The organism is Massilia rhizosphaerae (genome assembly GCF_016093545.1).
In the GTDB taxonomy this organism is placed as follows: domain Bacteria; phylum Pseudomonadota; class Gammaproteobacteria; order Burkholderiales; family Burkholderiaceae_D; genus Telluria; species Telluria rhizosphaerae.
On record NZ_JADKYX010000010.1, the window covers coordinates 16,206 to 41,178 of the forward strand.

19 protein-coding genes and 1 pseudogene are annotated in these 24,973 nt (G+C 71.2%); 15 read left to right on the plus strand and 5 right to left on the minus strand.

Annotated features, from left to right (window positions below; all coding sequences use genetic code 11):
* Positions 1–79: 79 nt before the first annotated feature.
* Positions 80–2,383: a 5-methyltetrahydropteroyltriglutamate--homocysteine S-methyltransferase gene (gene metE, locus ISF28_RS15785; protein WP_198118130.1), complete on the plus strand. Its 2,304-nt coding sequence runs from the start codon at positions 80–82 to the stop codon at positions 2,381–2,383.
* On the opposite strand, the gene ISF28_RS15790 is transcribed toward metE, so the two are convergent.
* Both ISF28_RS15790 and prsT read right to left on the minus strand, forming a co-directional pair.
* Positions 2,380–3,900, minus strand: coding sequence for an FAD-dependent oxidoreductase (locus tag ISF28_RS15790; RefSeq protein ID WP_198118131.1), 1,521 nt, complete (start codon positions 3,898–3,900; stop codon positions 2,380–2,382). The genes metE and ISF28_RS15790 overlap by 4 nt on opposite strands.
* An 80-nt stretch (positions 3,901–3,980) precedes the next feature.
* Complete coding sequence (gene prsT / locus ISF28_RS15795; RefSeq protein ID WP_198118132.1) at positions 3,981–6,755, minus strand: XrtA/PEP-CTERM system TPR-repeat protein PrsT; 2,775 nt, start codon at positions 6,753–6,755, stop codon at positions 3,981–3,983.
* 242 nt (positions 6,756–6,997) lie between these two features.
* On the opposite strand from prsT, the gene ISF28_RS31200 reads away from it, so the two are divergent.
* The 4 genes from ISF28_RS31200 to ISF28_RS15815 all read left to right on the plus strand — a co-directional run bounded on the left by ISF28_RS31200 (position 6,998) and on the right by ISF28_RS15815 (position 10,017).
* On the plus strand, positions 6,998–7,846 hold the full coding sequence (locus ISF28_RS31200) for a PEP-CTERM sorting domain-containing protein (RefSeq protein WP_198118133.1): 849 nt from the start codon (positions 6,998–7,000) through the stop codon (positions 7,844–7,846).
* An 86-nt stretch (positions 7,847–7,932) separates the two neighbouring features.
* On the plus strand, positions 7,933–8,478 hold the full coding sequence (locus tag ISF28_RS15805; protein WP_198118134.1) for a Dps family protein: 546 nt from the start codon (positions 7,933–7,935) through the stop codon (positions 8,476–8,478).
* A 102-nt stretch (positions 8,479–8,580) separates the two neighbouring features.
* Positions 8,581–9,216: a response regulator gene (locus ISF28_RS15810; RefSeq protein WP_198118135.1), complete on the plus strand. Its 636-nt coding sequence runs from the start codon at positions 8,581–8,583 to the stop codon at positions 9,214–9,216.
* A gap of 165 nt (positions 9,217–9,381) precedes the next feature.
* Positions 9,382–10,017, plus strand: coding sequence for a response regulator transcription factor (locus ISF28_RS15815; RefSeq protein ID WP_198118136.1), 636 nt, complete (start codon positions 9,382–9,384; stop codon positions 10,015–10,017).
* On the opposite strand, the gene ISF28_RS15820 is transcribed toward ISF28_RS15815, so the two are convergent.
* A complete protein-coding gene (locus ISF28_RS15820) occupies positions 10,004–10,921 on the minus strand; it encodes a LysR family transcriptional regulator (RefSeq protein ID WP_198118137.1) in 918 nt (305 codons plus the stop codon). The two genes, ISF28_RS15815 and ISF28_RS15820, sit on opposite strands and share 14 nt — an antisense overlap.
* A gap of 101 nt (positions 10,922–11,022) precedes the next feature.
* Between ISF28_RS15820 and ISF28_RS15825 the strand changes: the two genes are divergently transcribed.
* Positions 11,023–12,033: an NAD-dependent epimerase/dehydratase family protein gene (locus tag ISF28_RS15825; protein WP_198118138.1), complete on the plus strand. Its 1,011-nt coding sequence runs from the start codon at positions 11,023–11,025 to the stop codon at positions 12,031–12,033.
* 62 nt (positions 12,034–12,095) lie between these two features.
* Positions 12,096–12,587, plus strand: a complete 492-nt coding sequence (locus ISF28_RS15830; protein WP_229519121.1) for a hypothetical protein — start codon at positions 12,096–12,098, stop codon at positions 12,585–12,587.
* A gap of 7 nt (positions 12,588–12,594) precedes the next feature.
* On the opposite strand, the gene ISF28_RS15835 is transcribed toward ISF28_RS15830, so the two are convergent.
* Together ISF28_RS15835 and ISF28_RS15840 are read right to left on the minus strand one after the other, a co-directional pair.
* Entirely contained in the window at positions 12,595–12,951 is a 357-nt protein-coding gene (locus ISF28_RS15835) for a VOC family protein (RefSeq protein ID WP_198118139.1), read from the minus strand.
* Position 12,952: 1 nt separating this feature from the next.
* On the minus strand, positions 12,953–15,304 hold the full coding sequence (locus ISF28_RS15840) for a hybrid sensor histidine kinase/response regulator (protein WP_198118140.1): 2,352 nt from the start codon (positions 15,302–15,304) through the stop codon (positions 12,953–12,955).
* Between the two features lie 177 nt (positions 15,305–15,481).
* On the opposite strand from ISF28_RS15840, the gene ISF28_RS15845 reads away from it, so the two are divergent.
* From ISF28_RS15845 to ISF28_RS15880, 8 genes and pseudogenes are all read left to right on the plus strand, one after another.
* Entirely contained in the window at positions 15,482–15,913 is a 432-nt protein-coding gene (locus ISF28_RS15845) for an SgcJ/EcaC family oxidoreductase (RefSeq protein ID WP_198118141.1), read from the plus strand.
* Positions 15,910–17,292 (plus strand): amidohydrolase family protein, encoded by a 1,383-nt coding sequence (locus ISF28_RS15850; RefSeq protein ID WP_198118142.1) that lies wholly within the window; start codon positions 15,910–15,912, stop codon positions 17,290–17,292. Before ISF28_RS15845 ends, ISF28_RS15850 begins: the two co-directional genes overlap by 4 nt.
* Before the next feature lie 162 nt (positions 17,293–17,454).
* The gene (locus tag ISF28_RS15855; RefSeq protein WP_198118143.1) at positions 17,455–18,627 is read left to right on the plus strand and encodes an HlyD family secretion protein; all 1,173 of its coding nucleotides are present in this window, start codon (positions 17,455–17,457) and stop codon (positions 18,625–18,627) included.
* The gene (locus ISF28_RS15860; RefSeq protein ID WP_198118144.1) at positions 18,624–20,156 is read left to right on the plus strand and encodes an MDR family MFS transporter; all 1,533 of its coding nucleotides are present in this window, start codon (positions 18,624–18,626) and stop codon (positions 20,154–20,156) included. The genes ISF28_RS15855 and ISF28_RS15860 overlap by 4 nt, the downstream gene beginning before the upstream one ends.
* A 12-nt stretch (positions 20,157–20,168) precedes the next feature.
* The gene (locus ISF28_RS15865) at positions 20,169–21,653 is read left to right on the plus strand and encodes an efflux transporter outer membrane subunit (RefSeq protein WP_198118145.1); all 1,485 of its coding nucleotides are present in this window, start codon (positions 20,169–20,171) and stop codon (positions 21,651–21,653) included.
* An 85-nt stretch (positions 21,654–21,738) separates the two neighbouring features.
* A complete protein-coding gene (locus ISF28_RS15870) occupies positions 21,739–22,149 on the plus strand; it encodes a GntR family transcriptional regulator (protein WP_229519122.1) in 411 nt (136 codons plus the stop codon).
* Positions 22,146–22,644: pseudogene (locus tag ISF28_RS31205) on the plus strand (ATP-binding cassette domain-containing protein); the annotation flags it as partial. The gene ISF28_RS15870 and the pseudogene ISF28_RS31205, both read left to right, overlap by 4 nt.
* 446 nt (positions 22,645–23,090) lie before the next feature.
* Positions 23,091–24,965, plus strand: a complete 1,875-nt coding sequence (locus tag ISF28_RS15880; RefSeq protein ID WP_198118148.1) for a hypothetical protein — start codon at positions 23,091–23,093, stop codon at positions 24,963–24,965.
* The last annotated feature ends 8 nt before the right edge of the window (positions 24,966–24,973 follow it).

The following is a 24,973-nucleotide window of genomic DNA, read 5'->3' on the forward strand; positions in this document are numbered from 1 at the left end:
TCAGAAAAATAATTCGTTTGAATTATGCCGGCTGCTCATCGATGATGACAAGACTTATTCATCCAGACGAGGCAGTAACATGATCAAAACTCATATTCTTGGCTATCCGCGCATCGGCGCCCAGCGCGAGCTGAAATTCGCGCTGGAGCGCCACTGGCGCGGCGAGACCGACGCGGCGGCGCTTGAAAGCGTCGCGCGCGACCTGCGCGCGCGCCACTGGGCCGAGCAGCGCGCGGCCGGGCTGGACATCGTCACCGTGGGCGACTTCGCGCTGTACGACCAGGTGGCGGACCACGTGCTGCTGTTCGGCTGCGCACCCGGGCGCTTCGGGTTCACGGGCGCGGAGACGCCGCTGCAGCAGTTGTTCACGCTGGCGCGCGGCGTCGCGACGGAAGCGGAGGGCAGCTGCGGCTGCGGCCACGCCCATGCCCCGGCGGGCAGCCCGGCGCTGGAAATGACCAAGTGGTTCGACACGAATTACCACTATCTCGTGCCGGAATTCGACGCGGCCACGCGCTTCGCCCTGGCGCCGCAGCGCCTGCTCGACCAGGTGACGGAGGCGCGCGCGCTGGGCCACCCGGTCAAGGTCGGCCTGATCGGCCCCCTGACGTTCCTGTGGCTGGGCAAGGCCAAGGACGGCGCCGCGCGCCTCGCCCTGCTCGAGGCGCTGCTGCCGCACTACTGCGACCTGTTGGCGCGCCTGAAGGCGGCCGGCGCGGACTGGGTCCAGCTGGACGAACCGATCCTCGGCCTCGACCTGCCCGGCGACTGGTCGCTCGCGTTCGAGCGCGCCTACCACCTGCTGCACGGCGCCGGCGTGCCGCTGCTGCTGGCCACGTATTTTTCGCCGCTGCAGGAAAACATCAGCCTCGCGTGCAAGCTGCCGGTCGCGGGCCTGCACGTGGACGGCGTGCGCGCGCCGGAAGAACTGCGGCCCGTCGCCGACTGGCTGCCGGACCACAAGGTGCTGTCGGTCGGCATCGTCGACGGCCGCAACATCTGGCGCGCCGACCTCGACGCCTGCCTGGCGCGCCTCTTGCCCGTGCTCGAGCGCCGCGCCGGCGCGCTGTGGCTGGCGCCGTCGTGCTCCCTGCTGCACGTGCCGTTCACGCTCGCGCAGGACGCGGCGCTGGACGCCGAACTGCGCACCTGGCTGGCCGGCGCCCGCGAAAAGCTGGACGAGCTGCAGATCCTGAAACTGGCGCTCACCGGGCAGGACCAATCCGCGGAATTGAGCGCCGCCCGCGCCGCGCTGGCGGCCCGCCGCGCGAGTCCCCGCGTCGCCCGGCCCGACGTGGCGGCGGCGCTGGCGGCACTGCCCGCCGACGCGGACCGCCGCGCGTCGCCGTTCGACCGCCGCCAGGCCGTGCAGCGCACGCGCTTCGACCTGCCGGCGTTCCCGACGACGACGATCGGCTCGTTCCCGCAGACCCCGGCCATCCGCGCGGCGCGCGCCGCCTGGCGCCGCGGCGAACTGGCTGACGCGGATTACGACGCCGCGATGCGCGCCGAGATCGCCCACGCCGTGCGCGTGCAGGAAGACCTCGGGCTGGACGTCCTCGTGCACGGCGAGGCCGAGCGCAACGACATGGTCGAATACTTCGGCGAACGGCTGGACGGCTTCGCGTTCAGCGCCAACGGCTGGGTGCAGTCGTACGGGTCGCGCTGCGTGAAGCCGCCCGTACTGTATGGCGACGTGGCCCGCCCCGCGCCGATGACGGTGGCGTGGACGGCCTACGCGCAAAGCCTGACGGCAAAGCCGATGAAGGGCATGCTCACCGGTCCCGTCACGATCCTGCAATGGTCGTTCGTGCGCGACGACCGGCCGCGCGCCCTCACCTGCGCCCAGATCGCGCTGGCCATCCGCGCCGAGGTGACGGACCTGGAGCGGGCCGGCATCGGCATCGTGCAGATCGACGAGCCGGCGCTGCGCGAAGGCCTGCCGCTGCGCCGCGTCGCCCGTGACGCCTACCTGGCGTGGGCCGGCCGCGCATTCCGCATCGCCGCCGGCGGCGCCGCGGACGCCACGCAGATCCACACCCATATGTGCTACGCGGAGTTCAACGACATCCTGCCCGCCATCGCCGCGCTGGACGCCGACGTCATCACCATCGAAACGAGCCGCTCGGACATGGAGCTCCTCGAGGGCTTCGGCGCGTTCGCCTACCCGAACGAGATCGGTCCCGGCGTGTACGACATCCACTCGCCGCGCGTGCCGGCGACGGGCGACATGGTACGCCTGCTGCGCAAGGCCAGCGCCGTCGTGCCGGCCGAGCGGCTGTGGGTGAACCCGGACTGCGGCCTCAAGACGCGCGCGTGGCCGGAGACGGAAGCCGCGCTGCGCAACATGGTGGCGGCCGCGCGCCAGCTGCGCGCCGCCTAGGCCGGATGGATGCCGCGGGTGGTGAAATACGTTTCCAACGCGTCGCGGTCGCCGGTGCCGTCCACCATGGCGACATAGGTGTCCGGCCGCACGAGATAGGCGGCGTCGCGCGCGAGGCCCGCCGCCTGGCAGGCGTCGCACCAGTCGTAGCGGTACAGCGCCAGGCCGCGCCCGGCGCACCACGCTTCCAGCGCCGGCCGCACCTCGCCGTACACGTGCACCTGCCATGCGATCGTCTCCAGCGGCACGTGGTTGTCCGGGCCGCCGTAGCCGGTCCACGGCAGGCGGTCGCCGCCGCGCACGTGGCCGACGTGGCCGGCGGACAGCGGGCTGTCGGGATAATGGATGCCCATCTGCGACAGCACGCGGAACATGAAGGACCGGACCGGCTCGATGCCGTAGGCGGCCGACGCGAACAGCGGCGCGATGCGGGTCCGGACGAAGTCGGCGAATCCGCCCTCGGCGATGACGAACGAGAACACGCGGTCCGTCGTCTCCACCAGCTTGCGGGCGAAGGCCTTGCGCTCGGCCTCGTAGGTGTCGATCAGCGACTCGGGCGCGCGGCCGCGCAGCACGTGCGCGAGCTTCCATGCCAGGTTCACGGCGTCGCCGATGCCGGTGTTCATGCCCTGGCCGCCGGCCGGGCTGTGCACGTGGGCCGCGTCGCCCAGCAGCAGCGCGCGGCCGCCGCGGTAATGGCCCGTGACGCGGTGGTGCACGCGGTAGGTCGAGAACCAGTTGACGCGTTCGATCGTCAGGCCCAGGCTCGCGATGGCGCGCTGGCGCACGTCGTCGAACGCGAGTTCGTGGCCCTGCTTGAGCGCCTCGTCGCGCACGGCGCCGACCAGGCGCGCGCTGCCCTGCAGGTCGTACGCGAACAGCGCGGCGAAATCGCCGTCTTCCAGCGACAGGTGGATCTCGCCGTTCGCGGACGGGCCGGACACGTCGACGTCCGCCACGTAGAACGTGTGCTCGTACGTGCCGCCCTCGAAGCCGGTCCCCATCTTGTGCCGCACGAGCGAGTGGGCGCCGTCGCAGCCGGCCAGCCACTTGGCCTTGCACACGGTCTCGCCCGCGGGCGAGCGCAGGCGCGCGACGACCGCGTCGGCATCCTGGTCGAAGCCCAGCAGTTCGGTGTTGCGTTCGACCCGCACGCCCTCCTCTTCCAGGCGGCGCACGAGCACCCGTTCGTGGCGGTCCTGCGGATAGATCAGCACGAACGGATACGGCGTCAGTTCGCGGCCCGCGTCGCGGAACGACAGGCGCGCGCGCCGCTCGCCCTTGACCCACATGTTGATGGCCGGGTTGCGCAGGCCGGCCTCCACGATCTCGTCCGCCAGGCCGAGCTGGCGGTACAGCTCCAGCGTGCGCGCCTGCACGGCCATCGCCCGGGAACTGGTGCCGGGGCCCGCGCTGCGGTCCACGATGCGCACCTTGATGCCCTGGCGCGCGAGCCACAGGGCCAGCACGAGGCCGGTCGGTCCGGCGCCCGCAATCAATACTTCGGTCTCGTCCACAATCGCCTCCGTAGCAACAGAGTTGATGACAGGAAAGCGCCACGACAGGCGCCGTACCACAACGATACCGTATGTTACCGTCAGCCGCCGGACTTCAGGCGCGCCATCAGCTTGCGTGCGTCTTCGGCCTGGGCGAACCGCATGTCGCCCGCGAGCAGGCCGTCCAGTTCCTTGCGCGCGCCGTCCTTGTCGCCGCTGGCCGCCAGCGCGGCCGCCAGGTGGTAGCGGATGTCGCGCGCCTTCGGGGCCAGTGCGCGCGCGTCGCGCAGCACCGTCACGGCGCGCGCGGCGTCGCCCTTGCCGACGAGGATCCAGCCCAGCGTATCCATCACGTCGGGCCGTTTCGGCGCGAGCTTCAACGCCGCTTCGGCCGTCGCCTGCGCGCGCGCGTCGCCCAGCGCCTGGTAGCTGACGGCGAGGTTGTTCAGCACGACGGCGTTGTCCCGCTGGCGCCGCGCGACCGCTTCCAGCTGGGCCGCGGCGCGCTTGAAGTCGCCCGCGGCGATCCACGTCTGCGCGCGGTACGCTTGCACGCGCAGGTCGTCCGGATGCGCCGCCAGCCACGCGCCCAGGCGGCTGTCGGCTTCCGCCGTGCGGCCGGCCTCGCGCAGCGCGTTGTCGATCTTGATCGCGAGTTCGTTGGTCGCGTGCAGGGCGTAGGCGCGCAAGAACGGGGCCAGCGCGGCGGCCGGCTGGCGCTTCGCCATCAGGATGTCGCCCTGCAGCTGGTAGCCGGCCGCGCCCTGCGGATGCTGGCGCTGCATGTGCTCCGCGATCATCAGCGCCAGGTCGGGCGACCCTTTGCGCACGTACAGCGCGGCCAATTCCAGCTGGGCCGACGGGAAGTCCGGCTGGATCGCGAGGACGCTCTTCAGGTCGTCCTCCGCCTGCGTCGTGTTGTTCTGCATGAGGCGCAGGGCCGCCACCTGCATCAGCGCGGGCGCGGAGCGCGGCAGCGCCTGCGCCAGCTGCTTGTACGATTCCAGCGCGGCCGGCAGGTCGCCGCCCGCCAGCTGCGCCTTGCCCAGCAGGTCGAGCAGGTCCGGATTTTCCGGATGGCTCACCTGCAGGCGGCGCGCGAGCGCCAGTGCCTTGTCGGCGCGGCGCGTGCGCAGGTATTGCGCGCACAGGTCGACGCCGGGGCCGATCGCGCGCGGGTCGACCGCCGCGGCCTGTTCGAGCCAATGCGTGACCTGGGCGGTGTCGTGCGCCCGTTCGGCCAGCGCCGCGAGGCCGGCCATCGCCTCCACGCTGGTCTTGTTGCGGCCCAGGAAATCGGCGAGGACCTGGCGCGCGTGCGCCGGTTGCTGCGCGTCGAGCGCCAGTTGCGACAGTCCGGCGGCCGCGCGGTAATAAGCTGGATCGAGCTGCAGCGCATGCGCGAAGCTGGCGCGGGCGGCGTCGGGCTTGCCCTGCGCCGCCAGCACCTGGCCCGCCAGCGCATAGGGCAGCGGCTTGCCGGGCTGCGCCCGTTCCAGCGCGCGCGCCGCGTCGAGGGCGGCGTCGCGCCGGCCCAGCTTGAGGTTGGCCTGCACCAGGGCTTCGCTGGCCTCGGGCGCGTTCTTGTCCAGCTGCGTCGCGGCCTGCAGCTCGCGCACGGCGTCGTCCGTTTCGCCTTCGCCGAGGCGCGACAGCCCCAGGCCCGTGCGCAACGACGCCGACGTCGCGTCGAGCGCGGACGCGCGCGCGAAGAACTCGGCCGCCTGGCCGAAACGGCGGGTTTGCAGATTCGCGTCGGCGGCCAGGCCGAGCACCTGGGCGTCGACCTGGCGCGCGTCCAGCACGGGTTCCAGCACCGTGCGCGCCTCGTCCGCGTGGCCGGAGCCGATCAAGGCCTGCGCCAGCAGCTTGCGCGCGTAGACGTTGCCGGGATTGCGCTCGAGGAAGCGGCGGAAATACTGCTCCGCCTGATAATACGATCCGAGCCTGAGGTCGACGGCGCCCGCCAGCAGCACGCTCGGCATATGGTTGGGGACGGCCTTGAGCACCTTGTACAGCACGTCGCGCGCGGCGTCCGGCTTGTTGGTCGTATAGTCCAGCAGCGCCTGCGTGTAGCCCACCAACAGGCTGCCCGGCGCCATCTTGGCGGCCAGGTCCAGCTCCGCCTGCGCCATTTGCGGGCGGTGCAGGCCGATCGCGAGATACGCCTTTTCCACGTGGGCCGTCCGGTGCTGCGGGCTGATGGCCAGCACGCGGTCGTACAAGGCCAGCGCCTGGGCCGGCTGGTCGCCCGCGCGCACGAGGTCCGCCTTGAACATCAAGCCGTCGACGTTGCGCGGATCGCGCGCCAGGATGCGGTCGGCGTAGGCGTGCGCGACGTCCGCATGTCCCTCGACGATCGCGAGCCGGCCCATGCCCACGAGCGCCGCCGGATCGTCCGGCTTGTGCGCCAGCACGTGCTCGTACGCGGTGCGGGCCTCGTCGTTCCGGCCCAGCGCCAGCCAGGCGTCGCCGCGCGCGGCGGACAGCGCCGGATCGTCCGGTCCGTCCCGGGTATCGTCCAGCGCCTTGCGGTGCTGCCCTTCCATCACGAGCGCGGCGGCCAGCGCGGCCAGGGCGGGGCCGCGCGCGTAACCGCGGTCCAGCGCCTGGCGCGCTTCCTTTTCCGCCGACGTGCTGTCGCCGAGATCGAGATAGGTGCGGGCCAGCAGGTAGCGCGTCTCCGTGCTGGCCGGCTCCGCCTCCAGGGCATTCTTGAGGACGATGAGCGCGCCCTTGAAATCCCCCTGGCCGCGCAGTTGGACCGCCTGGGCGCGCTGCTGGGCCGCCGTCGGCCGGTCGCAGCCGGGCAGCGTGGCGGCCAGCGCCGCCACGAGCAGTGCGCCGGCGAGCCGGCGCGCGGCGGCGGTACGCATTATTGAGGGAGATCGGGAGGGCATCGGTGATCTTGTTATAGATTAAACGCCTATTCTCGTGGCGCAAGCCGAAATATGGCAAGCAAAACCCATCCGGTATGTCCGCAATACGACGGCGGGGATTTTCGTTGCAAAAAAATCACTGTCGTTATTGATATTAAATAATTTATTTACAAGTTGTGTTTATCTGTGGCATGATCTCGGCTGAAACTGGTCAAACTGCGAACCTACGAGGAGAGTCTGTGAACAAAGCGATCAAGCTGGCCGCCGCCGCGGCCGCCTGTGTCCTTGGCTTCAGCCAGGCCGGCGCTGCCACGATCCTCGATTCCGGGATGACCGATTACTACGGCGCCGACAACAAGGGCGCGGCCGACGTGATCGGCGGCAGCACGTACGATATCTCGCAGGCCGCGATCGCGCGTGCGGGCAACGTGCTGACGATCACCGTCACGACGGGCTTCGCCGGCAACGCGGGCGCGGACGCGTCGTGGGGCAAGGATCCGCTGACGAACACCTACGGCACGGGCATCGGCTATGGCGACGTGTTCCTGTCGGATACGTGGAACGCGGCGGGCACGGGCACGGACCACTACGCCACCGACAATGCCAAGAAGGGCACGGTGTGGGACTACGGCCTGGCGCTCGACAACCGCTGGAGCAACTCGGGCGGCACGTTCAAGCTGTACGCGCTGAACGGCGCGACCAATGCGCAGAACATCATCAACTCCAACAGCTTCATCACCTGCGGCACGTCGTGCAACTACCGCGAGAACCACGAAACCGCGGTCAACACGAAATCGGGCACGGTCAAGGACACGGGGCTGGCCGGCACGTGGACCGTCACGACCGACAAGAACCCTGCCCTCGGCTACCTCACCTTCAAGATCGACCTGACCGGCTCCGAACTGCTGGACTACAGTTCGTTCGCCATGCACTGGGGCGAGACCTGCCAGAACGACGTGATCGAAGGCCTGGCGATGAACGTGCACGTGCCGCTGCCGGGCACCGCCGCCCTCCTGCTGCTCGGCCTGGGCGCGCTGGGCGTCGCGCGCCGCCGCGGTGCACCGGCCCTGCCGCCGGGCGCCGCCTGACCGCCTGATCGCCTGATCTTTCGATCAGTGTCCTCGCGGCGCGCCGCGGGTAGACTCGCGCTGTCATCCCCAACACGCGAGGTCCCATGGACAACCTTACCCAAGACAATGCCGGCGTCGTGCAGGAATTCGGCGCGCTCGCGCCGGTGCGCATCGGCCTGCCCGAACAGACCCGCTCGCAGAGCGTGCGCGCCCTGAACCGCCTGCTGGCGCACACGATGGCGCTGCGCGACGCGTACAAGAAGGCGCACTGGCAGACGTCCGGCGCCACGTTCTACGAACTGCACCTGCTGTTCGACAAACACTACGAGGAACAGGTCGCGCTCATGGACGCCCTCGCGGAGCGCATCCAGACGCTGGGCGGCGTCACGTTCGCGCTGGCGGGCGACGTGGCCGGCGAATCGTCGATCGCGCGCGCCCCGCGCGGCCGCGAATCGGCCCACGCCCAGCTGGAGCGCCTGGCCGCCGCCCACGAGACGATCCTGCTGGACGCCCGTCCGCTGGCCCGCCAGGCGGCCGACGCGGGCGACGACGGTAGCAACGACCTGATCGTCAGCCAGGTCGTGCGCGCCAACGAGCTGCAAAGCTGGTTCGTCGGCCAGCACCTCGCGCTGCGCCCGGAGCGGGGCTGACGGCATATCCGTTCGTATAGCTGGACCTGAGGCGCCTTCGTCCCGACAATGCGCAAGGCGCGGCACCGTCCGCGCCGCCGATTCACGGACGAGGAGCCTTGCATGACCACCGACACGCGCCCCATCACGCTGCTGATCGCGGACGACCATCCGCTGATCCTGGCCGGCCTCGCCGCGCTGATCCGCACCGAGCCGGGGCTGGAACTGGCCGGCGAAGCGAGCGACGCGATCGCCGCCGTCGACCACTATCTGCGCCTGCGGCCGGACGTCATGCTCATCGACCTGAACATGCCGGGCGGCGGCGGGCTGGAGGCGATCCGCAAGATCCGCGCCCTCGTGCCGGACGCCCGCATCGTCATCCTCACGACCTACGACGGCGACGAGGACGTGCACCGCGGCCTCATGGCCGGCGCCAGCGCCTACCTGCTCAAGCAAGCGGGCCTCGACGAGGTCGTGCAGTGCGTGCGCCAGGTGGCCGCCAACCGCCGCTACCTGTCGCCCGGCCTGGGCGAAAAACTGGCCGGGCGCGTGGACGCCAACCGCCTGTCGCGGCGCGAACTCGAAATCCTCGCGCATCTGGCGGCCGGCATGAGCAACAAGATGATTGCGCGGACCGAGAACATCGGGGTGGGGACTGTGAAGTATCACGTCAACAATATACTGTCCAAGCTGGACGTGTCGTGTCGGACCGAGGCGGCGTGCGTGGCGGCGCGCAGGGGGTTGGTGCACGCGTTTTAGTGGTGTTTGTCGGGCTTCGTTTGGCGGTGGTGGAATTCGGGGTCAGAGCGCAAAAAGGCAAATTCGCGCTCTGACCCCGGCTTCGCTTTGGGGTGGTGGTGTGCCGGTTGGTGGCGGCGGTTTGTTGTACAATCGGCCACCGTAAGTTCCTCCGCAAGACATTCCATGACCCCACCCAGCGCCACGCCGATCCGCGTGCTGATCGCGGACGACCACCCGATGATGCGCGAAGGCATAGCCGCTTCGCTCACGGCGCACGGCGGCATCGAGGTCGTCGCGCAGGCCAGGGACGGCGACGAAGCCATCCGGTTGTTCACGAACCGGCGGCCGGACGTCGCGCTCCTCGATCTGCAGATGCCCGGCAAGGACGGCCTGGAAGCCATCCGCGCGATCCGCAGCCTCCATCCGGACGCCCGCCTCGTCGTGCTCACGACCTTCGACGGCGACGCCCGGATCGCGGCCGCGCTCAAGGCCGGCGCGTCCGCCTACCTGCTGAAGAACGTCCCGGGCCGCGACCTGGCCGCCACCGTGCGCGAGGTGTACGCCGGCTCGCACGTCCTGCCGCAGGCGCTGCGGCGCGAAGTGGCGCTCCACTACGCGGGCGACGCCTTGTCGCCGCGCGAGCTGGACGTGCTGCGCCTCGCCGCCCAGGGCCACTCGAACCGCGCGATCGGGCAGCATCTGCACATCGGCGAGACGACGGTCAAGACGCACATGAGCGCCGTCCTCGTGAAGCTGGGCGCGAACGACCGCGCGCACGCCGTCACGCTGGCCGTGCAGCGCGGCTTCATCGACCTGTGACCGGCGCCGCGCCGATATAGGCTTCCAGCCCGGCCACGAGCGCGTCGAACGCGACGCGGCAGCGCGCGCTGGCGCGCAGGTCCTCGTGCATGGTGACCCACGTGTCGAGCGGGAACCCGAACGCGTCGGGCAGCACCCGCACGAGCGCGGGCGCGCGCGCGGCCAGCGGCACCTGGCACACGCCGATGCCGGCGCCGGCGCGAATCAGTCCCAGTTGCGCCGCGTCGTTGTCGGTGCGCAGCGCGAAGCGGTCGCGGGAAAATACCTGCAGCGACTTCGCGGCCTCGCGCAGGAACGGCGTCGGCCGGTCGTAGCCGATCAGCACGTGCGCGGCCAGGTCGTCCAGCGTGGCCGGCGTGCCGTGCCGCGCGAGATAATCCGGATGCGCGTGGAATCCCAGTTCGATGGCGCCGACACGGCGCGCCACCAGTTGTTCCTGGCGCGGCGCCGTCATGCGCACGGCGATGTCGGCCTCGCGCTGCAGCAGGTCGTGCACGCGGTTCGACAGCACCAGCTCGATCTTCAAGGCCGGATGGCGCCGGGCCAGGTCGGCCACGATGGCCGGCATCACTTCCACGCCCACGACTTCGCTGACGCTGATCCGGATCGTACCGGTAGCCGCGTCGACGCGCTCGCGCAAGCCGGACGCCGCCCGCTCCAGCGCGGCGGCCGTGTGTTCCATCGCTTCCGCGAGCGGCCGCAGCGCGTGCGCGGCCTCGGTCGGCAACAGGCCCGCCTGCGAACGCGTGAACAGCACGAGCCCGAGCGCGCCCTCCAGCGCCGCCACGTGGCGCCCGACCGTCGGCTGGGCGACGCCCAGCGCCCGCGCCGCGCCAGACAGCGAGCCTTCGCGCAGTACGCCGAGGAAGGCGCGATACAGTTCCCATTCGATGCCGGACGTCATAGTGCTCTACAAATTTGAATAGTCGTTGGTACTTCTTATGCAATTCCATTGAGCCAGACGGACCGCTAAGCTGTCAACACTTTCAACGCACGGAGGACGGCATGAACGGATCGAACGAACGGAACACGGCACTGGTAGTGGGCGCCGGCGGCGGCATCGGCGGCGAGGTGGCGCGCCGGCTGGCGCGGGCAGGCTGGCGGGTGCGGGGCCTCAAGCGCGGCCTGGCCGCGGAGACGGTCGACGCGGACGGCATCGCCTGGATGACCGGCGACGCGATGGAGCGCGCCGACGTCGCACGCGCCGCGCAAGGCTGCGCCGTCATCGTGCACGCCGTGAATCCGCCCGGCTACCGCGACTGGGGCAAGCTCGTGCTGCCCATGCTGCGCAACACCATCTCGGCTGCCGCCGCCAACGGTGCGCTCGTCGTCCTGCCCGGCACCGTGTACAACTACGGGCCGGATGCGTTTCCCGTCGTCGCCGAAGACGCGCCCCAGCACCCCGCCACGCGCAAGGGCGACCTGAGGGTGCAGATGGAAGCGGCGCTGGAGGCCCATGCGGCCGGCGGCGGCCGGGTGCTGGTCGTGCGCGCCGGCGATTTTTTCGGGCCGCGCGCCGGCAACAACTGGTTCGCGCAAGGGCTCATCAAGCCAGGCAAGCCAGTCGGCCGCATCGCGAATCCGGCCGCGCCGGGCGCCGGCCACCAATGGGCCTACCTGCCCGACGTGGCCGCGACGATGGTCGCGCTGATCGAACGCCGCGCCGACCTCGCGCCGTTCGCGCGCTTCCACATGCAAGGCCATTGGGACCCGGACGGCACCGCCATGTGCGACGCCATCCGCCGCGCCGTCGAACGCCGCGGCGGCCGCGCGGGCGTCGGCGCGTTCCCGTGGTGGCTCGTGCGGCTCGCGACGCCGTTCAACGAGACGCTGCGCGAACTGTGGGAGATGCGCTACCTGTGGCGCCAACCCGTGTGCCTGGACAACCGCCGGCTCGTCGGCGTGCTGGGCGCGGAGCCGCACACGCCGCTCGACGAGGCCGTCGAGCGCACGCTGGAGGGACTCGGCTGCCTGCCGGCGCCGGTGCCCGTCGGCGGCGCGGCCGCGATCTGTTAAGCTCGGCCTCGGCGACCGCCGGGCACGCACCGGCCGCCCCATGAAAACGCAAAGGAGACGACATGACAGTGGCCCTTCCGCGCTCCGCCGCCTGGTCCACCCGCTACCTGCTGTTCATCGCCGGCATGGGCGGGCTGCTGTACGGGATCGACGTCGGCATCATCGCCTGCGCGCTGCCCTACCTGGAATCGACGGCCGCGCTGGCGTGGAAGCTGAATGCACAGCAGCTCAGCTTCATCGTGGCGGCCGTGCTGCTCGGGTCCGTGCTGTCGTCGCTGTTCGCCGGCGTGCTCGCGGACGTCGTCGGTGTATCTCGCCGAATGCCTGGACGCGCGCCGGCGCGGGCGCGGCGCCGCCCTGTTCCAGCTGCTGCTGACGGTGGGCCTCGTGGCCGCCGCGTTGATCGGTCTCGTGCAGGCACGCCCACGATCTTCTTTTTCGGCGCCGCGTGCACCGTCGTGTACTTCCTCGCCTCGGCCTTCCTGCTGCCGGAAACGCGCGGCAAGACGCTGGAAGAGATCGAAGGATTTTTCGCGCGGCCGGCCGCGGAGTGAATGCCGGTCACGCGTGGACGAGGATGTTGACGAGGCGCCCGAACGGATCGCGGATGAAGAAGCGGCGCACGCCCCACGGTTCGGCCGCCGGGCCATATTCGGGGGCGAGGCCGGCCGCGGCCACGCGGCGCAGGACCTCGTCGAGGTCGTCCACCTCGATCGACAGGTCCGGCACCGGCGTGCCGGAACCGCCTTCCGTCGCGAAGCTCAACTGCGGCGCCGGGTTGCCGCCGCCGCTGCCGGCCAGGGTCACGATCCAGCCTAGATCCATCACGACTTCCATGTCGAGGATGTCGCCGTAGAACACGCGGGCGGACGCGAGGTCCGCGGCGTGGACGTTGGCGACGATGCGTCTGACGCCCATCTCATTCTCCTTTCGATGCAGGTGCGCGGTGCGCGGCGACGCCGTCCAGCACCGCCAGGATGTCCGCCGCCATCACCGGCTTGACGAAATGCCGGTCGAAGCCGGCGGCCAGCGCGCGGTCGCGGTCGTGCGCCTGGCCGTAGCCGCTGACGGCCACCAGCGGCACGTCCGCCATGCCCGGCAGCGCGCGCAGGCGGCGCGCCAGTTCGTGGCCGTCGAATTCGGGCAGGCCGATGTCGAGCACGCACACGTCGGGCGGTTGCGCGTACGCGTGCGCGAGCGCCTTGCCGGGGCTGTGCCACACGGTCGCCCGGTGTCCCACGGCCTCGATGTACATGGCGAGGATCTGCGCGGCGTCGACGTTGTCGTCCACGATCAGCACGTCCAGCGCCTCGGCCGGCGCCCGCGTGCCCGTCGCCACCGGCTCGTCGCTCCCGTCGTCGCCCTCGCTGCGCAGGCGCGGCAGCACGACGGCGAAGCGGCTGCCCCGGCCCGGTCCGTCGCTGTGGGCGGTCACGGTCCCGTCGTGCAGTTCCACGAGGCTCTTCACGAGCGCGAGCCCGATCCCGAGGCCGCCCTGCGACCGGTCCGCGCTGCGCTCGGCCTGGGAAAACAGCTCGAACGCACGCGCCGTCAGGTCGGGCGTCATGCCGATGCCGTTGTCGACGACGTCCACGGCCACGCTGTCCGGCGCCAGCCGCAGGTGCAGGTCGATGCGGCCGCCGTCCGCCGTGTACTTCGCGGCGTTGCAGAGGATGTTGGCGAACACCTGCACGAGCCGCTTGCGGTCCCCCGTCACCTGCGCGTCGTCGGACGGCAGGTGCAGTTCCAGGTGGTGGTTCTTCGCCCTGACCTGCGGCCGCACCTGTTCCACCGCTTCGGCGATCACCCCGGCCAGCAGGACGGGCGCGCGTTCCAGCGTGATCAGCCCGCGCGTGACGCGCGAGACGTCGAGCAGGTCGTCGATCAACCCCGTCATGTGGCGGGCCTGGCGGCCGATGATCGTCGTCACCTGGCGCACGCGCTCCTCGTCCGGCCGGCCGACCTTGAGGAAGTCGGCCGCCGCCGTGATCGGCGCGAGCGGATTGCGCAGCTCGTGCGCCAGCATCGCGAGGAATTCGTCCTTGCGCCGGTCCGCCTCGCGCAGGGCACGCTGCGCTTCCTGGATCGACGTCACGTCGACCACCACGGCCAGGCCTTCCGTCGGCGGATCGTCGGTCGTGATCGACGCCATCTGCACGCTCACGCGGCTGCCGTCCTTGCGGAAGTATTCCTTGACGAGGCTTTCCACGCGTCCGGTCGCGCGCAGCCGTTCCACCGCGCCGGCCGACGCGTCCGCCCACTCGGGCGGCGTCATGGCGCGCGAATGCAGGCCGTCGCGTTCGAATTCCGCGCGCGTGTAACCCACCATGTCGAGGAAGGCCTGGTTGGCGTCGATGAGGGCGCCGTCCATGCGATAGCGCACGATGCCGACGACGTTCGACTCGGCCAGGCGGCGGAACCGCGCCTCGCTCGCGCGCAGCGCCTCCTCGTTGCGCTTTTGCTGGTGGATGTCCGTGCACGTTCCCATCCAGCGCACGATGCGCCCGTGCCCGTCGCGCACCGGCAGCGCGCGCCCCAGCAGCCAGCGGTATTCGCCGCTGTGGTGGCGCATGCGGTACTCGATCTCGTACGGCTCGCCGGTCGCGAGCGACGCCTGCCACGTCTCCCAGGTGCGCGCGCGGTCGTCCGGATGCAGCATCCCGCTCCAACCCACGCCGTCCGTCGCGCCCTCTTCCGTGCCGGTGAATTCGTACCAGCGCCGGTTGTAGTAATCGTGATAGCCGTCCGGCCGCGTCATCCACACCAGCTGCGGCATGGCGTCCGTGAACACGCGGAACGCGGCTTCCGTCTCGCGCTGCCGGGTAGTCTCGGCGACGACGCAGGAAAAGCCGCGCACGACGCCGTCGAGGTCGCGCAGCGGCGCGAACGCCAGGTTGAGCCACGGCGGCGCCGCGGCGCAGTCGGCCAGCGCCCCCACCGGCAGCTCGACCTGGAACGCCGCGCCGGCCAGCACGCGCGCCACGTGGGGCTGCAGTTCCGCCCACGCCTCGGGCCAGTCGCGCAGGCTGCGTCCCAGCGTCGCCGGATGGCGCGCACGCAGCACCGCGACGGACGCGTCGTTGTACAGCATGCAGAGCGCGTCGCCCCATGCGAGGAACATCGGAATGGCGGCGTCCAACATGAAACGCGCCGCGTGGGCCAACGCGGGCGGCCAGGCGGACGGCGCGCCGAGCGGCGAATCCGACCAGTCGCGCTCGCGCAGGCACTGCTCGACGCCGGCCACGTGGGCGTCGGCGGAAAAATCGTTCATGGGTTCCAGTCAAAGTCACGCGTCGACCGCGACGCAAAGCGCATATTAAAACGGTTTCGGCCGGGCCCCGTGCACGGTACACCCGCGCGCCGGGGTGTGTCGTGGATGCAGGCGTTCTCCGTGTTACCATCGGCGGCGCCGAGTACGGCAAGCCAGCGCAATGGGAGAATCCACGACATGCCGCTACAACGCCCCGACGACGTGCTCCACGCCTTCCAGGCCGCCTGGAACGACCACGACCTGGACGCCTTCCGCGCCCTGTTCCACCCCGACGCGTCCTTCGTGAACCGCTTCGGCCACTACGTGCGCGGCGCCGACGCGATTGTCGCCATGCACGCGCCGATCCACGCGACGATCTACAGCGATTCCACGCTGGCCAACGAATTGATCGCCGTGGACGCGGTCGGCGCGGACGGCGCCATCGTCCACTTCTGGAGCCGGCTGACGGTCGGCGCGGCCCATCCGGCCGGCCCGCACGCCGTCGACACGCTCATCCTCGCCGTGCTCACCCGGGTGGACGGAGCCTGGCGCATCCGGGCGCTGGAAAACGTCACGCTGACGAACCCGCGCACGGGCGAGACCGTGCTGCGGGACGGGCCGAGCGCATGACGGCGATCGTGAAGCGGCTCTTTGCCGTCGCCGTCGCGATCTGCACCACGGCCCCCGCGCACGCCGACGGCGCCGCGGCACCACCTCCGCTCACCGCATTCGTGCACGTGAACGTCGTGACGATGGACGACCCGCAAGTCCTGCGCGACCGCACGGTGCTCGTGAAGGACGGCACGATCGCGGCGATCGGCGCGGCGCTCCCCGTGCCCGCCGGCGCGGCCGTCGTCGACGGTGGCGGCAGCGCCTACCTGTCGCCCGGCCTGGCGGACATGCACACGCATTCCACGACGAAGCGGGACATGGCCGTCTATCTCGCCAACGGCGTGACGACGGTGCTCAACATGGGGGATGCGACGCCGGAATTCGTCGGGCAGGTCCGGCCGGCGATCGAGCGGGGCCGCCTTCCCGGTCCCCGCGTGGTCGTGGCCTGGCGCGTGGACGGCAGCCAGCGCTACGGCAACGTCATGGTGACGTCCGCCGACGAAGCCCGCGCGCTGGTGCGCCTGGCGCAGACGAACGGCTATGCCTTCATCAAGGTGTACAACGACCTGTCGAAGGAAGCGTTCGACGCGTTCATCGACGAGGGCCGGCTCCGCCACGTGCCCGTCGTCGGCCACGGCGTCACCAGCGTCGGCATCCTGAAGCAGCTGGCCGCGGGCCAGGTGCTGGTCGCGCATACCGAGGAATTCCTGTACACGGGATTCACGCAGCCGCCCGCGGCGTACCCGAACCAGGCGCCGGCCGTCGCCGAGATTCCCGCCATGGTCCGCACCGTGCGCGCGACGGGCGTCTACGTGACGGCCGACCTGAACACGTATGCGACCATCGCCCGCCAGTGGGGCAAGCCGGACGTGCTCACGGACATGCTCGCGGCGCCCAGCACGCGCTACGTGTCGCCGGACCGCCGGCTCGACTGGCGCGGCGAGGACTACGTGCGCCGCCACGGCTCGCTCGACGCGCGCCTGGCCTTCCTCGGCCGGTTCACTAAAGCGCTGGCGGATGGCGGCGTGCCGCTCGTCGTCGGCACGGATGCGCCGAGCATTCCCGGCATCGCCCCGGGATTTTCCATGCACGACGACCTCGATCGCCTCGTCGCCGCGGGATTGACGCGCCGGCAGGCGTTGACGGCGGCCACCCGCACGCCGGGCGAATTTGTTTCGAAGTATGTACCCGGCGCCCAGCCGGCGGGCGTCCTGCGCGTGGGCTACCGCGCGGACATGATCTTGAGTACGGGCAATCCGCTCGACGACCTGGCGACCTTGCGCAAGCCGCTCGGCGTGATGGCCGCGGGCCGCTGGCATGCACGACCGGAACTGGATGCGCTGCTCGACACGGTCGCGAAGCAATACGAAAGTGTCTGCGGCAACACCGCCCACTGAGACACAGCGGAATCGGGCCGCACCTGGCAACGTAGAACGTTCGACCGCATTCCCCCTGGCATTCTTCGTAAGGCGGTCCCCGCATTGCCGCGCGCAAATGAAAAGCGCGGCGTGTTCAGGATGTGTACGATTGTTTTTAAGTCAAACAATCGTTTCGATTCCATGGCCGGCGAGAACCCACCTGCGCAGGACGCGGGCGACAAGGACAAGGAGGACAAACCCCAGGTCTCGCCCGAGAAGAAGCGCAAGATCCGCAGGGCGCTCATCGTGGGCGGCGGCGTCGTGCTGCTGGCCGGCGGCGGGTGGTTCGCCTACCACGCGCTGGTCGGCAAATACCACGAGACGACGGACGACGCGTACATCCAGGCCGACGCGGTGACGGTGTCGTCCAAGGTCGGCGGCTATGTCGACGCGGTCCTCGTGCGCGAGAACCAGGACGTCCAGGCCGGCCAGGCCCTCGTACGCATCGACCCGCGCGACTACCGCGCGCAAACCGAGCAATTCCAGGCCCAGGTCGACATCGCCAAGGCCAATGCGGACGCGGTCCGCGCCCAGATCGCGGAGCAGGAATCCAGGGTGGCCGCCGCCCGTGCCCAGCTGGCGGCGGCGCGCCAGAACGCGGCGTTCACCGCGGGCGAGGCGCGGCGCTACGGGCCGCTCGTGGCGATCGGCGCCGAGAACGCCCAGGCGCTGGCCGACCGCCGCAATCGCGCCGCGCAGGCGGCCGACCAGGTCGCGGCGCAGCGCGCGCAGCTCGTCAACGCCGAGCGGCGCATCGCCTCGCTGCGCGCCCAGGTGCGCCAGGCCGAGGCACAGGGCGAGGCGGCGGCGGCCCAGCTGAAAGCGGCCGGCGTCGACCTGCAGGCGACGACCGTCGCCGCCAGCATCGCGGGCCGCGTGGGCGACGCCACCGTGCGCGTGGGCCAGTTCGTGCAGCCGGGCACGCGCATGATGACGCTGGTGCCGGTCGGGAGCCTGTACATCACGGCCAACTACAAGGAAACGCAGATCGGCCGCATGCGCGTGGGCCAGCCGGCCGAGATCAAGGTCGACGCGCTGCCGCACGTGAAGCTGCGCGGCCGCGTGGAAAGCATGGCGCCCGGCACCGGCGCCCAGTTCTCGCTGCTGCCCCCGCAAAACGCCACCGGCAACTTCACCAAGATCGTCCAGCGGGTCCCGGTCCGCATCGCGCTCGACGCCAGTCCCGAGGTGCGGCAGGTGCTCGTGCCCGGCCTATCCGTCAAGGTCACCGTCGACACGAGCGACGCCAAGGACGCCATCAAGGACGTGCGCCAGGACGAGAAGGCGCACCAGCAGCGGGAGGACGGGCGATGAGCGGCGCCGAGCCGCGCGCCGACGCCGCCGCCTGGCTCGCGGTCGCCGCCGGCACGCTGGGCGCGCTGATGGCGACGCTGGACATCTCGATCGTGAACTCGTCGTTGCCCACGATCCAGGGCGAGATCGGGGCCAGCGGCACCGAAGGCACGTGGATCGCCACCGGCTACCTCGTCGCGGAAATCGTCATGATCCCGCTGTCCGGCTGGCTCGAACGCGTGTTCGGCCTGCGCACCTTCCTGCTTTCCGTGGCCGCGCTGTTCACGGGGTTCTCCGTGCTGTGCGGCCTGTCGACGTCGCTGGGGATGATGATCGCGGGGCGCGTGGGCCAGGGCATCACCGGCGGCGCGATGATCCCGACGGCGCAGACCATCATCGCCACGCGGCTGCCGCGCAGCCAGCAGCCCATCGGCACGGCGATGTTCGGCGCCACCGCCATCCTCGGCCCCGTCGTCGGTCCGCTGATCGGCGGCTGGCTCACCGAAAACCTCAGCTGGCACTACGCGTTCTTCCTCAACGTCCCGATCTGCATCGGGCTCGTCGCGCTGTTGCTCGTCGGCCTGCGCCACGAGCCGGCGCGGCTGGACCGGCTGGCGGACGCCGACTGGATCGGCGTCGTCGGCCTGGCCGCCTTCCTCGGCGGGCTCACGGTGGTGCTGGAAGAAGGCGAGCGCGAACAGTGGTTCTCGTCCCCGACCATCGTGTGGATCAGCATCGTGTCGGGCGCCGGTTTCGTGCTGATGATGATCGGGCAGCTGACGGCGCGCCGGCCCGTGATCCAGCTGCGCCTTCTGCTCGACCGCCAGTTCGGCAGCGTCGTCGTCATGGGCATCACGGTCGGCATGGTCATCTACGGCACGTCCTACGTGATCCCGCAATTCCTCGCCGCCATCGCCGACTACAACGCCCTGCAGGCCGGGAAGATCGTCGCGCTGGGCGGCGTGCCGTCGCTGTTGATGATGCCCCTCGTGCCCCTGATGATCCGCTGGATCGACATCCGCCTGGCCGTCGGCTTCGGCCTCTCCGTGCTGGCCATCAGCGCGTGGCACGAAACAGACCTGACGGCGCAGGCGGCCGGCGGCGAGTTCGTGGTCTCGCAGCTGTTCCGCGGCGTCGGCACGATCTTCGCCATGGTGTTCCTCAACCAGGCCGCGATCCAGTCCGTCACGCGCGAACACGCGAGCGACGCGGCGGGCCTGTTCAACGCCGCCCGCAACCTGGGCGGCTCGCTCGCGCTGGCCGGCATCGCCGTCATCCAGGACCGGCGCCTGTGGCTGCATGCGCGCCGGCTCGAGGAGTCGCTGAACGCCAACGGCGTCGCCGTCGGCGACTACCTGGCCGCGCAGGCGCATGGCCTGGGCGGCATGCCGCAGGCGCTGCGCGGGCTCGCGGGCACGATCCAGCTGCAGGCCCTGACGATGACGTACATCGACCTGTTCTGGATCCTGGCCGTGTTCATCGCCTGCGTGATCCCGCTCGTGCTGTTCCTGCGCCCGCTGCACGGCGGCGCGCCCCTCGCGGGCCATTGACGGCAGCGCACCATGCGACACGCGACGATCCTCGTTCCCCTCATCGCCGCCGCCGTGCTGGCCGGCTGCCGCACCGTGGGCCCCGACTACGCGGGACCGCCGGCCGCGCCGCGCGCCGCCCCCGCGTTCGCGCGCGCGGGCGAGCTGGCCGGCGCCCCGCCCGATGCCGCGCCGGCGCCGTGGTGGACGGCGCTGGGCGACCCGACCCTCGACCGGCTGGAAGCGCGGGCGTTGCGCGCCAACCCGAACCTGGACGTCGCGCGCGCGCGCCTGCGCCAGGCCCGGGCCGCGCTGCGCGGCGCGCGCGCGAACCTGCTCCCCAACGGCACCGCCACGGTCCTGGCGGCCCACGCGCGCCTGCCGCCCATCGGCGACAAGATGGGCGGAAGCGGCGGCAGCGGCGGCGGCTTCCGCATTCCGTCGTCGCTGAACCTGTACAACGCGGGCTTCGACGCCACGTGGGAAATCGACCTGTTCGGCGGCCAGCACCGCGCCTTCGAGGCGGCCGGCGCCGCCGCGCAGGCGGCCGAGGCGGGCGTGCTGGATGCCCAGGTCAGTCTCGCCGCCGAAGTGGCGCAGGCCTATGTGCAGTTGCGCGCGACGCAGGCCCTCATGACGCTGGCCGACGCCGCCGTCGCGCGCCAGCAGCGCATCGTCGACCTCACGCGCCGACGCGTGGCGGGCGGCACCGCGTCGACGCTGGACCTCGTCCGCCTGCAAGGCCAGCTGGAAACGACGCGCGCCGAATCCGAACCGCTCGCCGCCCAACTGGATGCGGCCCGCGACGCGCTGGCCGTGCTGGCCGGCGCCGCGCCCGGCGCGCTGGACGCGGACCTGGCCGCCGCCGGACCGGCCAAGGTGGACGCCGTCCCGCTGCCGCCGGCCAGCGTCCCCGTCGGCGATCCGGCCGGGTTGCTGCGCCGCCGGCCCGACATCCGCGCGGCCGAGCGCACGCTGGCGGCGCGCACGGCCCAGGTGGGCCAGGCCGAGGCGGCGCGCTTTCCGCACCTGACCCTCCTGGGCCTGATCGGCATCGGCGGCACGCATCCGTCCGACCTCACGCGCCTGGACGATCCCACGGCCATCGCCGCGCCCCGGCTGAGCTGGAACGTGCTCGATTTCGGCCGCAACCGGGCGCGCGTCGACCAGGCCGAAGGCCTGCGCGCGGAAGCCGAGGCCCAGTATCGCGCGGCCGTGCTGAGCGCGCTGCGCGACGCCGAGGACGCCCTGGCCCGCTTCCGCCAGGGCCGCGCCACGGTGGCGACGGTGGCGCGGGCCCGCGCCGCCGCGGACCAGGCCGCGCGCCTGACGGAAGCGCGCCGGCGGGCCGGCACCGCGAGCCTCATCGACGTGCTCGACACGGAACGCCAGCTGCTGGCGGCGGACGAGAACCTGGCCGCCGCCCGCGCCGCCCTCACGACGGATTTCATCTCTCTGCAAAAGGCGCTGGGGCTCGGCTGGTCCGGCGCGGCGCCCGCCGTGGCGGCGCAACCGTAACGCAATCCGCACCCGCGAAAAACGTCTTGACGATCGCGCAACGCCGGTGCTACTGTACTACCCGTACTAGTACAGTGAATTGAACATGAACCCACGCACTCCTTTGATGCTGCAGATCGTGACCGGCGACCCGCGCCCGATCGCCCGCCAGATCACCGACGGGATCAAGCGCCAGATCGCGGGCGGCGGCCTGGCGCCGGGCGACGCCCTGCCCAGCGTACGCGGACTGGCCCAGCAGCTGGGCATCAATCCGAACACGGTGGCCAAGGCCTATGCGGAACTGACGGCCGAAGGCTGGCTTCTGGCCCGCAGCGGGCTTGGCCTGTTCGTGGCGGAACAGCGCCAGCGCCTGTCGGACGCCGAACGCGAACGCCGCTTCGGCGAAGCGGTCGACCGTTTCGTCAGCGACGTCATCGGCCTCGATTATGCGCAGCAGACCATCCTCGACCGCGTCGCGGCCGAGCTTTCCCACTACGCGAACAAGAAAACCGCATGAGCGACTACGCCATCGACACCCATGAACTCTGCCTGACCTACAGGCACAAGCCGGCCCTCGACCACCTGACCTTGCGCCTGCCGCGCGGCGGCGTGCATGCCTTCATCGGCGCCAACGGGGCCGGGAAATCGTCGCTGTTCCGCGTGCTGCTCGGCTTCGAGCCGGCCGCCAGCGGCAGCGCGCGCATCCTCGGCCACGACTGCGCGCGGCTCACGCCGGCGCTGCGCGCACGCATCGGCTTCGTCAACGAAGAGCACACGCTGCCCGGCTGGATGCGCGTGCGCGACCTCACGACCATGCAGCGGCACCAGTATCCGCGCTGGAACGAGGCCTGCTTCGACGAGGTGCTCAGCCACTTCAACGTCGAACCCGGCCAGCGCATCGCCGAGCTGTCGCGCGGCGAGCGCGCGGGCCTGAACCTGGCCGTCGCGTTGGCGCAGGGTCCGGAATTGCTGATCCTCGACGAGCCCACGCTGGGCCTCGACGTCGTCGCCAAGCGCGCCTTCCTCGACGCGCTGCTGCAGGTCTCGCTGGTCGACGCCGGCAACACGGTCGTCTACTGCTCGCACCAGATGGACGAGATCGAGCGCGTGGCCGACAACCTCGTGATCCTGGAACGGGGCCGGCTGCGCTACATGAGCGGCCCGGACGACTTCTGCGACCGGGTCCGGCTGTGGGTGGCCGATTTCCCGACGAAGACGCCGGACGTACGCACGCTCCCCGGCGTGCTGCAGGTCCAGTCGATCGACCACCTGACGCACGTGGTCGTGTTCGACCAGGACGACGGCTTCGGCGCGCGCCTCAAGCTGCTGGGCGCGCGGTCCGTGCACGCCATGCCGCTCGGCCTGGACCGCGCCGTCAACGCCTTCCTCGCCCATGGCCACGCCCGCCCCGCGGCCACGCCCGCCGCCGCCACCCCGCTTGCCGCATAAGGACATCCCATGCTCGACTTCTTCCTGGCCGAACTGCGCCGCTTCCGGATCGGCGCCGCCGTGTACTGCCTGGCCAACCTCGCCGGCCTGGCGATGCTGCAGCAGATCGTCGACCTCCCCAACGGGGCGGTCGGCCTGCACGTCATCATGGCGGGCTTCTACATGCTCTCGGGTCTCGCGCTCGCGGTCTTCCAGTTCGGCAGCTACCGCCGGCCGGCCCGCTGGATCTGGCTGCAGCACCGGCCCGTGCACCGCGCCCGCATCCTCGCGGCGCTCGTGCTGGCGGCCACACTCCTCATCGCCGTGGCGGTGGCGCTGCCGCTGGTCGCGCTGCTGCTCGCGCTGCGCCATTACACGCACAACGTCGTCGACGCGCGCCACTTCGCCGGCGCGGCCTATCTCGCATTGTCGGCGCTGGCCGCGTGGCTGGCCGGCGGGTACACCGTGCTGCACCGCAGCCGCTGGGCCTTCATCGTGCTCGTGCTGCCCGTCGTCCTGACCATGCGCCTCGCCACGGCCGCGACGGTCCTGGGCCTGACGGCGGCGTGCGCCCTCGTCCTGCTGGGGCTCCTGTACACGGTATTCCGCCCCAACCGCAGCGCGGCGGACGACGCCGTCGCCACCGCGGCCTCGGCTCTCCCGCTGCAGGTCTGTTTTTATGTCGGCCTGGTCTGGGCCGGGTCGATGCTGTACCAGGGCGGCCTGCTGGCCACCGGCAATCATCCGCAGGTGAACGGCATTCCGCAGGCCGGCGGCGTCGCCGAAGCGCGCCGTTTCGTCGCGGCGGACGCGTTGAAGGCAGGCCTTGCGGGGAGCCCGGACCCGCGCGCGGCAGGGTGGCGCACGGCGCTGCAACCGCGGACGGACGCGGCGGGCGCAATGTCGAACTCGCACACGGTCGCGTCGTTTCGTTGGATCGTCTATCAATACGGCGTGCGCGGCCTGATGACGTCGAAGGGCATGGAAACGTTCCGCGACGGCGAAACGCTGTGGACCTTCAGCCATGACCGCATGCGGTTCCACGGCGTCAACGGGCGCACCCGCGCGGACGAGGGATGGTTCGGCACCGGCGGCGCCGGCACGCGCAGCCCGTTCGTCACGGTACCTGTGGCGGAACGCGACAACGCCGGCGGCACGTGGATCGTCGACGCGCACGACCTGTACCGGATCGACGAACCGGGCCAGCGCCTGCAGCACGTCCTGCACGTGGACGGGCAAGAGCAATTGGGCGGCCGTGTCGGCGTCGTGGGCGGGCGCATGCTCGTCCTGACCAACCGCCGCCTCGTGGTGCTCACGCCGGCGACGACGGCGCCGCCGGCCGCGGCCGACGTGCGGCTGCCGCTGCCATACGGCGACCTGGAATCGATGAGCGCCGGCGAGGTCCCGGACGGCACCCTCGTCACCTTCGTGTTCGGCCACCGCCAGGCCGACGGCTCGTCCGCGTCGCAGCAGGTGACGTACCTGGTCGACCAATCGGCGCGGGTGCAGGAAGTGGGGCGCCGCGCGCTGGCGCACGACTTCCCGGCGCTGTTCGAGCACAGGTCGTGGTGGGTCTCGCCCCTGCTTGCCGCGCTCGTCAAATTGCCCGACCTGCTGGTCGACGACGGCACCGTCCCCGACTACGGCGCGAGCCGGTTCGCGCCCCTGCTGCACGAGCATCCGCCGGTCGTGTGGACCGCCGCGCTCGCGGCGCTGCTGCTCTCCGGCGCGGGCGCGGCATGGTGGACGCGGCGTGCGGGCCTCGGCCCAAGGATGCGCACCGCGTGGTGCCTGGCCTGCCTGCTGCTGGGCGTGCCGGCCCTGCTGTCGCTCATGGTCCTGCAGCCGCGCCGAGGCGTCGCGACGGCCGCCGCGCCGGCGCGGATGGAGGCGATGAAAACCTGACAAGGCAC